General features: G+C 39.6%; 12 protein-coding genes and 1 tRNA gene. All 13 read left to right on the top strand.

The window, feature by feature from the left end:
• The first annotated feature begins 290 nt into the window (after positions 1–290).
• The 13 genes from GARC_RS22710 to GARC_RS22650 all read left to right on the top strand — a co-directional run bounded on the left by GARC_RS22710 (position 291) and on the right by GARC_RS22650 (position 15,485).
• Positions 291–367: transfer RNA gene (locus tag GARC_RS22710), tRNA-Arg, on the top strand.
• A 336-nt stretch (positions 368–703) separates the two neighbouring features.
• Positions 704–1,489 (top strand): putative hydro-lyase, encoded by a 786-nt coding sequence (locus GARC_RS22705; protein ID WP_007624951.1) that lies wholly within the window; start codon positions 704–706, stop codon positions 1,487–1,489.
• A gap of 11 nt (positions 1,490–1,500) precedes the next feature.
• Positions 1,501–2,229 carry a 5-oxoprolinase subunit PxpA gene (locus tag GARC_RS22700; RefSeq protein ID WP_007624950.1) on the top strand — a complete coding sequence of 243 codons (729 nt, stop codon included), beginning with the start codon at positions 1,501–1,503 and terminating at the stop codon, positions 2,227–2,229.
• Entirely contained in the window at positions 2,217–2,915 is a 699-nt protein-coding gene (gene pxpB / locus GARC_RS22695; RefSeq protein WP_007624949.1) for a 5-oxoprolinase subunit PxpB, read from the top strand. Before GARC_RS22700 ends, pxpB begins: the two co-directional genes overlap by 13 nt.
• Complete coding sequence (locus GARC_RS22690; RefSeq protein WP_007624948.1) at positions 2,912–3,868, top strand: 5-oxoprolinase subunit C family protein; 957 nt, start codon at positions 2,912–2,914, stop codon at positions 3,866–3,868. The genes pxpB and GARC_RS22690 overlap by 4 nt, the downstream gene beginning before the upstream one ends.
• Positions 3,869–4,735 (top strand): DUF4392 domain-containing protein, encoded by an 867-nt coding sequence (locus GARC_RS22685; RefSeq protein WP_007624947.1) that lies wholly within the window; start codon positions 3,869–3,871, stop codon positions 4,733–4,735.
• A gap of 679 nt (positions 4,736–5,414) precedes the next feature.
• The gene (locus GARC_RS22680; protein ID WP_007624946.1) at positions 5,415–7,691 is read left to right on the top strand and encodes a TonB-dependent receptor; all 2,277 of its coding nucleotides are present in this window, start codon (positions 5,415–5,417) and stop codon (positions 7,689–7,691) included.
• A gap of 250 nt (positions 7,692–7,941) precedes the next feature.
• The gene (locus GARC_RS22675) at positions 7,942–8,259 is read left to right on the top strand and encodes a c-type cytochrome (protein WP_007624944.1); all 318 of its coding nucleotides are present in this window, start codon (positions 7,942–7,944) and stop codon (positions 8,257–8,259) included.
• A gap of 12 nt (positions 8,260–8,271) precedes the next feature.
• Positions 8,272–9,732 carry a D-arabinono-1,4-lactone oxidase gene (locus GARC_RS22670; protein WP_007624942.1) on the top strand — a complete coding sequence of 487 codons (1,461 nt, stop codon included), beginning with the start codon at positions 8,272–8,274 and terminating at the stop codon, positions 9,730–9,732.
• Positions 9,733–9,734: 2 nt separating this feature from the next.
• Positions 9,735–11,006: an alanine racemase gene (locus GARC_RS22665; protein WP_007624940.1), complete on the top strand. Its 1,272-nt coding sequence runs from the start codon at positions 9,735–9,737 to the stop codon at positions 11,004–11,006.
• A gap of 57 nt (positions 11,007–11,063) precedes the next feature.
• Complete coding sequence (locus GARC_RS22660; protein WP_007624938.1) at positions 11,064–12,440, top strand: aldehyde dehydrogenase family protein; 1,377 nt, start codon at positions 11,064–11,066, stop codon at positions 12,438–12,440.
• Positions 12,441–12,639: 199 nt separating this feature from the next.
• The gene (locus tag GARC_RS26100; RefSeq protein WP_007624937.1) at positions 12,640–13,278 is read left to right on the top strand and encodes a TetR/AcrR family transcriptional regulator; all 639 of its coding nucleotides are present in this window, start codon (positions 12,640–12,642) and stop codon (positions 13,276–13,278) included.
• A gap of 413 nt (positions 13,279–13,691) precedes the next feature.
• The gene (locus GARC_RS22650; protein ID WP_007624922.1) at positions 13,692–15,485 is read left to right on the top strand and encodes an acyl-CoA dehydrogenase C-terminal domain-containing protein; all 1,794 of its coding nucleotides are present in this window, start codon (positions 13,692–13,694) and stop codon (positions 15,483–15,485) included.
• Positions 15,486–15,488: the final 3 nt, after the last annotated feature.

Raw genomic sequence — 15,488 nt, 5'->3', positions numbered from 1 at the left:
TTGATAGATTTGTTGTTTTTAGCAAACTAGCTAAGAACACTGAGTTATGTTCGATGAATAAGTGTCACGACATTTTATCGAACAACTCCAGAATAAAACCAAATAACAGTGGCAAAAGCGGCATAATTCATTAGAATCATCGCTCGCTTAAATAAGACAGTATTTTTGGTAGGTATGTGTCATCTGAAAATATACCTCAGTGCTGCTTTACAATGTATCTACAGAGATTGACTGAACTCATAGCTCAGTTTAGTAAGCTGTAGTCTTCTACAAAACAGTCTAGATTTAAAGCACCCGTAGCTCAGTTGGATAGAGTATCGGCCTCCGAAGCCGAGGGTCGCGCGTTCGAATCGCGCCGGGTGCACCATTTTTTGTCTCATTGTTTTCTTTACTCCATGGAAATTAATAGTCCTCACAAATATTGACATGTGCTGGCTCTCCTCAAATTACATAGACACAGTGTCACAATATTTCCTTCTGGCTTAAAACATTGCTATTACCTTCGCCATAAATATTAAAGACTCGTTTGTAGAAGCGGCCGTGGATTATCCTTGTATATAATTTGTTGACGCAGTGATTTCGGAATTTGCTAAGTGTATGTATGATGGCTGCAATCATCATGCTATAGGTATAACTTCTGTTATCAATAAAGCGTAATTGCTTTTAAGCTATAGTTTCAATCATTATCAAGTAAGATTTATTAATGAAACAAGTAACACCACATTCCATTCGTCAGCAAATACGTAGAGGCGAATTTCAGCAGAATACATCGGGTTTTGCGCCTGGTTATGTGCAATGTAATCTGGTTATTTTACCTAAAAAATACGCCAATGATTTTTATGAATTTTGTCAGCTGAATTCGCAATCTTGTCCATTAATTGCTAGTAGTGACACGCCAGGGGATTTTAGCCTCAAGATGTTAGGCGAAGACATAGATATTCGTACAGACGTACCATTATATCGTATCTATAAAAATGGCATCCTCGATGGGGAAGTGAATGATATCCAATATATTTGGGAAGAGGATTTTGTCGCCTTTTTGTTAGGTTGTTCTTTTTCATTTGAGGAGGCATTAATAGCGGCGGGAATAGAAATTAGAAACATTTCTGAAGCTAAAAATGTGCCTATGTATAAAACTAACATCGATACCCAAGGCGTTGCACAATTTACCGGTAAAATGGTTGTAAGCATGCGTCCTTTGAAGCCCGAAGATGTCAATAAAGCCATTGAAATATGTAGCCAATATCCAAAAGTGCATGGCGCGCCAGTACATGTTGGTAAGCCATCTGAAATTGGTATCAGTGATATTACTCAGCCAGATTTTGGCGAGGCTGTCACCATTAATGCAGGGGAAGAACCTGTATTTTGGGCTTGTGGTGTCACTCCGCAACTTGCGATAGCTAACGCAAAACCTAATATTTGTATTACTCACAGCCCAGGTTATATGTTGATAACAGATATTTTAAATACCAGTTTAAAAAGTGGTTGAGGTAGAAAAGAATGAAACTCAATAGTGATTTAGGTGAAAGCTTTGGTATTTGGCAGTTAGGCCAAGATGATAAGTTGATGCCGCACATTGATATGGCAAACATTGCCTGCGGCTTTCATGCAGGCGATGCCCACGTTATTAACCAAACTCTGCTACTAGCAAAACAATATAAAACGGAAGTGGGTGCTCATCCAAGTTACCCAGATAAATTAGGATTTGGACGAAGAAGTATGCTTTGTTCAAAACAGGAAATTATCGAACTAATACATTACCAAGTGGCAGCTCTTGATGGAATGGCGAAAAACCAAGGTATCAATATTACTTATGTTAAGCCTCATGGTGCCTTATATAACGATATGATGAGTGACGACACAGTTTGTGATGCCATTTTTGAAGCCATTAGTAGTTACCATAGCCCATTAAAACTAATGCTGTTAGCAACGCCAAAACAACAAAGTTATCGAGAAAAAGCTAAGGCATCTGGTATTGAGCTTATTTTCGAGGCTTTTTCTGATAGACGATATACTGAGAGTGGCTATTTAATGTCGCGAAAAGATCCACAAGCGTTACTCAATAAAAATGAAATCATCCAGCAAGCAAAAAGCCTAATTGATAGTGGTGTTGTTATTTGTGATTCTGGTGCAAAAATCTCAATACAAGCCGATTCTTTGTGTGTACATGGTGATAATGAGCAAGCCATCAATGTGATAAAAGAGCTAAGGCGGTTATGCCACAATTAGTTCATTATCCACGGATTGAAGTTGCTGGTGAAGATGCCTTAATTATCTATCTAGACAAAGTGGCCAATAGCGCAACTATTAAAAAAATCGCCCAATTAAAAAATAACATTGCCAATACCTTGGGCGATTATGTAGTTGAGTTGGTTCCGTCATATGCTTCATTGTTGGTAATATTTGATCCACTTAAGACGGATTATTTCGCAGTCAAAAAAGTGCTGAGAACACTGCTCACCGCAAATACAACCGAGATGGCAAGCTCGCAAAAAATCATCGAACTTCCAGTGTATTATTCACCAGAAAGTGGTCCTGACTTAAAAACACTCGCAACTAGTGCGGGCTTGAGCATTGAAGATGTCATTAAAATTCATCAACAAACCATCTATCAAGTTTTTGCAATTGGTTTTGCCCCCGGCTTTGCTTTTTTAGGAGAAGTTGATGAGCGTATCGCTTGTGCGCGATTAACATCACCTAGAGCAAAAGTTCCCAAAGGTTCAGTGGGTATTGCTGATCGCCAAACGGCTATTTATCCAAATGAATCTCCAGGAGGTTGGAATTTAATTGGTTTATGTCCTCAGACCTTATTTAATCCTAATGTGCCACCCTATTTAACTTATCAAGTGGGAGATAACGTTAAATTTAAAGCAATTACGCAAGCTGAGTTTTTAGAATTAGGTGGGGAATTGTGAACAATACAGACACTAGCCACTTTGAAGTAGTGCATCCTGGCATCTTAACTACATTTCAAGATTTAGGGCGTTTTGGGCAAAGCCATTTAGGATTAACATCTGGTGGTCCAGCCGATAAACAAGCATACCTTTGGGCGAATCGGCTTTTAAATAACTCAGAAAATTGCCCAATATTAGAGGTCAATTTTGGTGGCTTGAAGTTAATTGCTAAAACATCAACCACTATCGCTGTCACAGGAGCAAATGCGCCTTTAACCATTAATGGTCATGCAAAAGAAACTTGGCGGAGTCATCAGGTTAATGCTGATGATCTAATAGAAATTGGTTATGCGTCTGAAGGCTGTAGGATCTATTTAGCTGTATTCGAAGGTTTTTTAGTTGAACCCCAGTTTAACAGTGTGGCGACTGTTATCAGAGAAAAAGTAGGTGGCACAAAGGGGACTGCTGTAGCCGTCGGTGAATTATTGTTTTATAAACAAACTCCGAAGCAAACACTTTACGCTTTAAAAGCCAAAGACATTCCCAGATATACCGATCCATTAACTGTACAAGTGGTGATTGGGTATCAACATGCTTTATTTGAGCGGGGGGAGTTAGCCAAATTCTTTTCAAATGAATATCAGGTAAGTGCTCAATGTGATCGTATGGGTTATCGAATTAATGGCCCAGCGATCCAATCAGGTATCTCGCAATTACTTTCTGAGGGTATTTGTAAAGGGGCAATTCAAATTCCGCCAGATGGTCAGCCGATCATTTTATCGGTGGACCGTCAAACTATTGGTGGCTATCCCAAGTTAGGCTCAGTGTTGTCACTAGACCTGGATTTACTGATGCAATCTAGTCAAGGGGCCAAAATTCATTTTGAGCCAATTTCAATCCATTGTGCCCATACAAGGCTGCATTTAGCTAAAGCAAAATATCAAAAAACAAAACTCATTAAGGTAGACCAGTAAATGCCAAGCAGCATAGCGCTATTAACCCAAAGTAAACAAATTGAATCTTTGCTGGTGCAGCGAAATTTACGGGGCATGAAAACTGTTCAATTGGCACTTAAAGAGGGCTATTACTTAAGAGCTGCACAACAATTAATAGGCGCTAATGGCTGCATTTTAATTGGTACTGGATTTCCTGTTGCAGGAACATTTGAAACTGATGGGCCTGTGGGTGCTATTGCCTTATATAACTGTCTTAAGACACTAGGAAAAAAACCACTAATTGTATGTGGAGAGCCGCTTTATAGTGCACTAAAAAATGACTATGACTGTTATGCCATCCCTCTAAAAGATATCGATAATGCCCCATCCTATACCCAAAAAGCATTAAGTGAATTACAGCCACAGCTGATTATTTCAATCGAGCGACCTGGGCTTAGTGAAAAAAATGGTTATTACAATATGCGCGGTGAAGATATATCAGAAAATTGTGCCACATTTGATTATTTTATGACGTTAGCCAATTGCCCAACTATTGCCATAGGAGATGGTGGTAATGAAATTGGTATGGGCAATGTTTTTGCAGCAATTAGTCAATTGGATATTGTTCCATCAACTACTAAGTGTGATGAATTATTAATTGCTGATGTGTCAAATTGGGCTGCTTATGGCCTGATTGCCTTACTTTCCATTTGGCATAAACAAAATCTATTGGCTGACGTTAAACCAAAAAACATTTTAACTTACCTTTCTAATCTAGGCAGTGTAGACGGTCTCACTCGAAAAAATGAACTCACAGAAGATGGTTTATGTTTTAGTTGTGGTGAAGATATTATTTGCCAACTGGAAAAAATATGTGGGTTGCTAGAGAGTACCTTATGTACATAGACTCCTACTATAATGTGATTTGTGGGATAAAAGCTAAACATTCAATAACAGTTACAGTGTCTGTCACTTGTAATCCTCTTAATTAACCTGAGTTTTAGATAAGCCATATCGTCCAGCACCACACAAGCTGGTTTTAAACCAAGCCGTCTTACCAGCGCAATTAGTCACAGTTGTTTATTAATTTTTGGCATTGAGGTGAATCTTATAGTGGTGATGTCTTGGCTCCAGAAGGAAAAAGGAAGCCAAGTCGCTTGACCTTTTCATCTTAAAAACTCTCATATATGTATATTTTTTATAATTGTAAAACGTGAGGTTTTCTCATTATAAATGATAAATGTAATCAATAGTGAAGCTGTTTTGGCTATGATTTGATAAGTTTCGATAATCAGCATAGTTTATTTATGTGTATGGATATAAATGATTGCCGCTTCTCAATTGTTTGTTTTTGGATTGTTTAATAAATGCGCGCTAGCTGTGTTGAAATATTTTAAGTTAGTATTATCAGTAAGTTAGTGTGTGATTGCTCTCTATTTTAGATACTTTCAACATCTTTGATTCTGGTATGAAGCTCCCTACGGTTTGACTAATCTGTATGTATTCTGTGTTAATCAAATGTTGACTTTTTGTAACAACCTGTCACCTTTGTAAAATATGAGAATTAATCACATTAGGGGTCGGCATGATACAGGTTTTTAAAAAATCAACAGTTGCTTTAGGTCTTATAGTTGCATTTAGTGGCAGCGTATCCGCTCAACAATCAGATACTGGAACTCAAGGTAAAGAGTTGGAACGCATATCCGTTACTGCTCAAAAGCGCACACAAAGTGTGCAAGATGTGCCAATCAGTATTACAGCATTTAGCGGCGATATGCTTTCTGATATGGGATTGACAGAAACAGATCAAATTGGCCAATTTATACCAGGCCTTGAGATAAGCACATCAAGTGGTGAAGGAAGCCAGCTAATTATCTTTATGCGCGGTGCAGGCCTTAACGACTTTAATACCAATAATGCCGGTCCTGTTGGAATATATTCTGATGAAGTATATATAAGCTCCCCTGCGCTTACCGCTTTTCAGTTTTTTGATACTGAACGACTAGAAATACTTAAAGGCCCTCAGGGCACACTTTACGGTAGAAATACCACAGGTGGTGCAATCAAATTTATAACCAATAAACCCACTGAAGATTTTGAGGTATCAGGACGTGTCAGTGTTGGTAGCTTCAATACAACAGGGGTTGACGGTGCCATTTCAGGTTCGTTAACCGATACTGTCAAAGGACGTTTTGCATTTACTAAGAATGATTCTGATGGTTATGCAACTAACCTAATGAATGGCAAGGATGTGAATGGTTCTGATTCGTTAGCTTATCGTGGTTTGTTAGAATTTAGCCTCGATAATCTTAATGTTTTGTTTAATTTTCACGGCGCAAATGTTGATTCTCCCTCGACAAGTTTTTCTCTTTTAGGTGCGACTTTAGATGGTTCTACGCCATGTAATACTGAGATGGTATTAGCTAATCAATGTGTCACTAATCTGGGATACAAAGCACCAGATGATCCGTTTGAAGGTAACTACAATGGAGTGCAAGATATTGATTTAAATTCTGTAGGTAGCTATCTGCAAGTGGATTATGATTTAGGCGACCTTAGGTTCACGTCTATTACCGCATATGACGAACTCGACCGTTTTCTAATGGAAGAGACTGATGGAGCACCACAACAGGTGTTTGAAATAGTATATGGAGTAGAATCGGACACGTTATCCCAAGAATTTCGTGTAACGGGTGGCTCTAAAGAAAATTATTGGTTGTTAGGTGCATTTTATCTTTCTGAAGATTTGCAGCAGGATCAAACTCTTGATCTATTCAGAGAGTTAAGAGCATTTACAGGGGGATTATCCGATCCAACTGGTGAAGTAACTGGTGCCCCCATAATCTTTGGCAGAACCCTTAATCAGCAAGAAATAGAAAGCACTGCTATTTTTGGTCAAGCAACATTTGCGTTGAGTGATGACTTAAATCTTACTGTAGGTGCTCGTTACACTGATGAGTCCAGAAAATTTGATGCCATGACACGACTGGAGGACGAAGCCGTATTTGGTCCGGATCATTATACTTTGTACAATGAAAAGGATTTGAAAGTAGACTCAAGTGCTACATCTTATCGACTGGCTGTTGACTATAAACTCTCAGAAAAAATGCTCGGATACGCTAGCATCTCTAGAGGGTATAAAAGTGGTGGTTTTAACGGCGGGTTCCTATCCCTAGATGCTGCAGAAGCGGCTATACAATTAACGCCATATGACCCGGAATATCTGACTGCCTATGAAATTGGTTTTAAGTCGGATTCGTTTGATAACCGATTAAGATTTAATGCTGCAATCTTTTTCAATGACTTTGATGATTTGCAAGTATTTACCCTATTGCGGACCGAGACTCTACCTATAGTGATTCTGGATAATGCCAGTAATGCTGAAGTACTAGGCCTTGAGTTTGATGCAACAGCTCTGGTTGCAAAAGGCTTAACGTTATCCCTAAGCGGTGCGTTTATGGATAGTGAGTTAATAGACTTCCAAGCCCCCATTGGTGATGATTATAGCGGTAACCAAATAGCCAATACACCTGATACTTCTATTAGTGGAATTGCTAGGTATGAACATTATTTGAACTCTGGGGCGGCTATAATCACCCAAGTATCATTTGCCTACAAAGATGACCTGTTCTTTTCAACCGAAAACAATCCAATTGTCGCTCAAAAGGCATATACAACTGTTAATGCACGATTAGGCTACGAAGATGCTGAGGGTAATTGGGAAGTGGCAGTTTACGTTAATAATTTGACCGATAAAGAATATACAACCAACGTCACAGATACAGTCGATTTAGGCGGTAGTTATGCGAGAACCTTCGCCTTACCACGTCAATATGGGGTTGAGTTTAACTTTAGATTCTAACTATTAATTGAGGATGGTTTTATGATTTTTCTGCAGCAAGTGAAACAACCTCAATTATTACGTTTAAAGAACAATGCTTAAATTCTACTAGTAAAAAAATGGGTTGTAGCGTTTAACGGACACTATTAGTTCGGCTATTCGTTTAGGCATTTCACGAACCTCATATTCCCCAACTAACGATAAATGTTTAGGTTAGTTGGGGGACTGGAAAACCTAATATCTACCTTGTTGTGTTGAAGGAAAATTAAATATGAATAGCTCATTTAGATCATTAATTGTCTTAGCTTTTACATGTATTTCATTGCCAGCAATAGCAATAGATGAATACACCAAAGAGTTATATGACAGTTACTGTCAGGCCTGCCATGTTGCCAAAAATGGTGTGGCGCCTAAATCATTTGATGTAAAAGCTTGGGATCCTAGATTAAAAAATGGCCTCGCATCACTGGTAGAAAATGCCATTACAGGAAAAGGTAACATGCCTGCACAAGGTGGATGCCAAGAGTGCACCTATGAAGATTTCGAAGACTTAGTCAAATATATGTCTTCAGAAAAACCTGCTAAATAAAGGTAAGCTTAAATGAAATTTAATTCTGTAAAAATAAACCGAAGAACCGTCATAAAGTCTATTGGCGCTAGTTTGGGCGTAGCAGCCACTGCGTCACTCTATGGTTGTTCAGATAGTAGCAGTGTTAAACCTGCGGTTGTTACAGCTGAGAAAAAACCACTTGGTATTATAGGCAAAGATGGCAGGCGGGTATTACCTTGGTCAAACTGGTCAGGTAATCTAAAAGCACAACCAAGTATTCGTGCTGTACCCAAAAATGAACAACAACTAGTTGATCTTATTAAAAATTCTAAACAAACGATCCGCTGTGTCGGCGCGGGACATAGTTGGACACCACTAGTGCCCACCGAAGATACGTTAATCTCATTAGCACGTTTTCGTGGTGTTAAAAAAGTAGATAGCTCCACAATGGAAGCCGAAATTGGGGCTGGTACCCTTTTAAGTCAAATAGGTGAACCACTTTGGCAGCAGGGCGTTAGCCTTAGAAATATGCCAGACATTGATACACAAGCTTTAGCTGGTGCGATTGCTACCTCTACTCACGGAACAGGGATTGGTTACGGTTCTTTATCTAGTGACGTTAGCAAAATGACAATAGTTGATGCTAAGGGAGAAGTGCATAATTGCAGTGCGACGCAAAATTCAGAATTGTACAACGCAGCTCGAAATAATCTCGGATGTTTAGGTGTTGTCACCAGTGCGACCTTAAAAGTTGAAAAAGCTTACAAACTTGAAGAAAAATCTTGGGTTATGCCTCTTGAAGAGGCGCTTGAAAATGCACCGGAGTTGGTTACCAAAAATCGTAATCTAGAGTTTTTTGCCTTTCCCTATGCAGATTATGCTGTTGGATTAAGTTTAAATGAAGTGCCGATAACTACGCCTGATGTAGAAGAGGTGCAACAACTTGAAGGTGAAAACCCTCTGATGACTCTTAGATCTCTAGGGGACTACACAGAAAGCTTTAGCTGGCTGCGAAGTTTTATGCTTAATAGGGCCATTTCCGGGATCGAGCCGGCAACTAGAGTCAATAAAAGTTATCGAATTTTTGGAAACATCCGAGACATTAGATTTACTGAAATGGAATACTCAATTCCTGCTGAAAGTGGTCCCAAGTGTTTAAAAGAGATCCTCGATACTATTAAGAAACACAATATTGATGTGATATTTCCAATCGAATATCGTTATGTCAAAGGTGATGATGTTTGGTTGAGCCCTTTCTATAAAAGAGATACTTGCTCTATCAGTTGCCACAATTTTCATGATAGAGACTACAAAAAATACTTTGCTGCCGTTGAGCCTATTTTTTTGAAATATGATGGGCGCCCTCACTGGGGCAAGGTTCATACTCTGACCGCTGCTGAATTTTCGACAAAATATAGCATGCTTAATGAATTTCTTAAGGTTAGAAAAGAATACGATCCAGAAGGCCTCTTCCTTAATGCACATATTAAACAAATATTAGGAGTGAGTTAATTATGAAAAGACGCACTTTCTTAGCAGGAGCAGCCACTGTGGGGGCTGTAACTATGATTGGATTAAAACCTTCCGATGCTGGGGCTTCATATAACGATTATTTCAGGACAGTGAACGAGTCGTTGAAAAACAATGGGCCGTACCGACCCATGATACTAATCGATCTGGATATTATGGATCGTAATATCTCGACCCTAAAAAAGATGACTCGAGACACTGCTGCCTATCGCATTGTGGTCAAATCTTTACCTAGTCCTGATCTGACAAAATACGTAATGGAAAAAGCCGGAACCAATAGATTGATGGTTTTTCATCAGCCTTTTTTGAACTACATTAGCAAAGAAATACCCGACGCCGATGTGCTGTTAGGCAAGCCAATGCCAGTTAAAGCGGCACAACATTATTACAATAATCTAGGGCCTGATAACCAATATAAACATGAAGAAAATCTTCAATGGTTAATTGATTCAAAAGAGCGGGTTGAACAATATTTGCAATTAGCCAAAACATTATCAGTTAAAATGCGCATAAATTTAGAACTCGATGTAGGGCTTCACCGCGGAGGACTCACTTCAACAGCGCAGTTAAAATCAATTATGGCTGTTATTGAGGCCAATCCACAACATTTACAATTCTCTGGATTCATGGGTTACGATGCGCAAGTAGCAAAATTTCCGCCTATCATTAAGTCAATTGATGAAGCTTATAAAGAGTCTCAAGATATATATATTTCTTTTGTCGATTATATTAAGCAGCATCATCCTCAATATGAACTAGACAAATTATGCTTAAACGGCGCCGGCAGTCCTAGTTATGCTCTTGCCGGTGAAAGTGGTATCGCCAACGATTTATCAGCAGGCTCTTGCCTTGTTAAACCCTTGCAATTTGATATTTCAACTCTTGATGATTTTGAGCCTGCATCATTTATTGCCACACCAATATTGAAAAAGTTGCAAGGCACAACGATACCAGGCCTTGAACGTCTACAATGGTGGAACACATTTTGGGATCCCAATAAAGAACAAACTTTGTTTATTTATGGCGGAAAATGGATGGCAGAATATGAATCGCCAACGGGGTTACGCGGCAATTCATTGTTTGGTACCAGCACCAATCAAGAATTTATTAATTGCTCCAATAATGTGAACGTCAACGTAGACGACCATGTTTTTTTACGTCCAGACCAAAGTGAAGCGGTATTCCTTCAATTTGATGACATCATTACAATCAGAAACAAACGTATACAGGATACGTGGCAAACCCTCGCGGGTTAGTCTCTATTTTACATCAGTATTTAATCACTATTACGCTTGTTGGCGATGGGGGAAATTATGGATCTAACTAAGATTGAATTGCTCGTTAGTAAAATGCGTTTGAGCTTTAACCAAGGCTTGAGTCGGCCATTAGATAAACGCAAAGAACAACTTAAACAATTGAAAAAAATGCTAGTCGAGAACGAAAAGCAATTTTATGCCGCGTTATCTAGCGACCTTGGTAAGGGCGAATACGAAGCCTTTACTTCAGAAGTTGGCTTTACCGTTGGTGAGGTCGGCTATACCTTAAAAAGACTTGATGAATGGGCTAGTAGAAAAAATGTTTCAACCCCACTCGTTGCACAACCCGCTTCAAGTTATCGTGTGCCCCAACCCTTAGGTGTAGTGCTGATCATTGGAGCTTGGAATTATCCCATCCAGCTGACACTAGGGCCATTAATTGCGGCAATTGCAGCCGGCAACTCGGTAATACTCAAACCGTCTGAACTTTCACCACGCTGCTCAGCATTATTAGCCGAACTTTTGCCTAAGTATCTGGATAATGATCTTTTTAGTGTTGTTGAAGGTGGGGTAGACGAAACCACAGAGCTTCTCAAACAAAAATTTAATCACATATTTTATACTGGTGGTGAAGCCGTTGGTAAAATTGTGATGCGTGCTGCGGCAGAACATCTTACCCCTGTTGTCCTTGAACTAGGTGGCAAAAGTCCGTGTATTGTTGATAAAAATACGTCCTTAGACACAACAGCAGCGAGGATCGCATGGAGCAAATGGATAAACGTTGGGCAAACCTGTGTTGCACCTGATTATGTCATTGTTGAGCGTGAGTTTGCCGATCCGTTAATTACCGCATTAACGGAAAAGTTAAAGGCTTATTACGGTGACAATATAAAGTCTAACGCTGATTATGGACGTATTGTAAACAAGCGCCACGTAGCCAGACTGGCCAGTTACCTAGATAAGCAAGATGTAGTTTTTGGTGGCGAATACGATGAAGATGAGAGATTTTTCGCTCCAACCATAGTTAAGGATCCCGATCCTGCTAGTGATTTGATGCAACAGGAAATATTTGGACCTATTTTGCCTATCTGTATTGTTGACGATATCAAAGACTCTATTGCATTAGTGAATAGTCGTCCGCTTCCACTTGCGTTATATCTCTACACTAAAAATCGAGATTTTGAAAAAGAGGTGGTCAATTCTACCACTGCTGGAAACATGTGTATCAATGACGGTATTATGTTTATGGCAAATCCTAACCTTCCGTTTGGCGGTGTAGGAAATAGTGGAATGGGTAGTTACCATGGTAAGGCAGGATTTGAAACATTTAGCCACTACAAGAGTGTAATGAGACGTGGCACGTTGCTAGATCCAAGCTTGCGTTATCCTCCCTACAGCAGCAGAAAACTGAATATTATGCGCAAACTATTGTAGTTTTATCGTGTAATATTTTGTCTTAACCTTGTGTGGTTAGCAACCTTCTAATTAGATATTGAAGTAACGGAGGAACTGGTTTCTAAACATGGTGTTATATCGCTGGTGGTGCTTTAGAATGTTCATGCTTTATTTGTCGTGATTACAGATAAAGAGTGAGATAAACTTACCCATTAGGTGATATAGCACTGAGACGGATATGCAGTTACCAGCCATGAAAAAACCAAGTAATGATCGACGCATTCCAAAACAAAAGCGTTCAAAAGAAAAAGTAGAAAAAATACTGGATTGTGCGGCTCAGATGATGGCTGAGAATAGCGCTGATGATATTAGTACTCATTCTGTAGCGGCTCGAGCTGGGATTGCAATTGGATCCGTTTATCAGTTTTTTCCAAATATTGAAATGATAAAGATTGCATTAATAGAGCGTGTGATGAACAAACTCTATCTAACAATCATCGAAATGTTAGAGCAGTCTGGATCAAACAATTTACTCGAATTGACCACAGATATGATAGATGCCAGTTTATCATTTTATGAGCGTCATCAAGATACGGCTAGAACAATTATTCTTAGTCAGCACAGCGAAGCTTTTCTAATTGTTAATGAAAAAATTAATGCTCGAATTATTGAAGCCATTGTTGCCCACATTAGACGTCATGATAAATCCCAATGTGAGGATACAGTCAAACGAAGAGTAAGCGTATCTGTGGCTGTTGGTGATGCTATGGCGGTACTCGTTTGGAGCACAAAAGATCCCTTGGAAAGAGCTGAGTTAGTAAAAGAATGGAAGATTATGGTAGGAAACTACGCTCTTAACATAAATTCGCAAAGTTGAACAAGCACTAAGAAATTCCTGTATATCAATATACATTGCCGCAAACTCGCAAACTCGCAAAGTAAATAACCTGGTTTCGAACTAAAACGCGCCGCGCCATCTAAAGTAACCATGATAAAAACAATTAGTTAGAACCAAATAGTTGTTTGATTTGGTTATTTCGTACCTTCAACCTAAATAAGCCGATAACTTTGCACAAGTTATTGCGCTTTTAAGCACATAGTTTCTCAATTAAAAAATACATGATTTGAAACATTCATATTAATTCACTTAATTTTAACAATCATACTTGTCTTATAGGACTCACTGATTTATTGTAACTTTCATTAGCGAACTTATGATTTGACACTAGCCATTTGAGCAATGAAATTGCTTGCTCGTCATTTTAATTCTATGCAGTGGAGAACAAAAATATGCCGGCCTATAAAGCCCCTTTACGTGATATACGTTTTGTAATGGATGATTTACTTGGTTTTTCTGACCATTACAAACTGTTGAATACCAGTACTGAAATAGATGCTGAGACTCAACTAGCCATAATTGAAGAAGCCGCAAAATTCTCTGAAAATGTCATTTCGCCATTAAACCCAATTGGTGATCAAATCGGCTGTACTTGGAGTGCCGATGGCGTCACAACACCACCTGGATTTAAAGAGGCATACCAACAATATTGCGAAGGCGGCTGGCCTTCCTTAGCCATGCCTGAATCATTTGGGGGCCAAGGGCTTCCTGAGTCGATGAATATTATTGTTAGTGAACTTGTCTGCAGTGCGTGTGTAGCATGGTCGGGCTATCCTGGTTTGCGAGACGGCGCTATAAAAACGTTGCTCAGTCATGGCAGTGAATCGTTGAAAGAAACGTTTTTACCTAACTTGGTTAGTGGTCAGTGGACGGGCACTATGTGTTTAACTGAATCCCACTGTGGTACTGACCTAGGGCAACTTAAAACAAAAGCGGTTCCCAGCTCAGATAACGAATATAAGCTTAGTGGCACAAAAATATTCATCTCATGTGGTGATCACGATATGGCTGAAAATATCGTACATATCGTACTGGCGCGTTTGCCCGACTCGCCCGCTGGCAGTGCTGGTATTTCGCTTTTTGCTGTGCCCAAATTTATTGTTAATACAGACGGCAGCTTAGGCGCAAGAAACGGCGTTAACTGTGGTTCGATAGAGCATAAAATGGGTATTCATGGTTTTGTGACCTGTGTTATGAATTTTGATGGCGCAACGGGTTATCTTATCGGTCAGCCTAATAAAGGTCTTCAGGCCATGTTTACATTTATGAATTCAGCCCGTTTAACCACGGCTTTACAGGGTTTAGTTCATTCTGAAGTGGCCTATCAAGGTGCCGTTCCTTATGCACAAGAAAGATTAGCGATGCGCTCACTCAGCGGGCCGAAGAATCCTGATGGTCCTGCTGATCCCATTATTGTGCACCCAGATGTACGCCGTTTATTGCTTACTATTAAATCCTTTGCTGAGGGGTTTAGAGCCTTTTCGTATTATGTTGCACAGCAATTGGACTTGTCGGAACACGCCAAGTCGGACGAGTCCAAAGCTCAAGCGAAACAACTACTGGCGTTACTGACACCTATTTGTAAGGGCTTTATGACTGAGTTGGGCTGTGAGGCTGCTCACCATGGTGTTCAGGTATTTGGTGGACATGGTTATATAAGAGAATGGGGCATGGAACAAAACCAAAGAGACAGCCGTATTTCAACCTTGTACGAAGGCACCACAGGCATACAAGCCCTTGATCTTATCGGTAGAAAGGTTTTAGGCTCCAAAGGTGCATTATTAACTAATTTTAGCGCTATTATTTTTGAATTTTGCCAATCACTGCAAGATAACCAAAGTATGCAAGAGTTTACGCAACCTCTTAGTGAGTCAACCACCGAATGGTTAACCTTAGCTAAAACCGTGGGGCAATCTGCTGCCAGTGATCCAGAAGAAATAGGCGCGGCGTCTGTCGACTTTTTAATGTTTTCTGGTTACACCATTTTGGCTTACTTTTGGGCCAGGATGGCGAAGGTTTCATTTGAAAAACTTGAAGCTGGTTGTGAAGACAAAGATCTGTATTTGAGTAAAGTGAATACCGCTCGTTTTTATTTCCAGCGTATCTTACCGCGCACTGCGACTTTGAAACTGACTATAGAGTCGGGGGCAGCCAGTTTAATGGAAATGCCTTCCGAACAGTTCTAATAA

Origin of the sequence: Paraglaciecola arctica BSs20135, assembly GCF_000314995.1 — a bacterium.
GTDB classification, from domain to species: Bacteria; Pseudomonadota; Gammaproteobacteria; order Enterobacterales; family Alteromonadaceae; genus Paraglaciecola; species Paraglaciecola arctica.
Note: the sequence above shows the minus strand (reverse complement) of the source record. Positions and strands in the feature narration are given on the sequence as shown.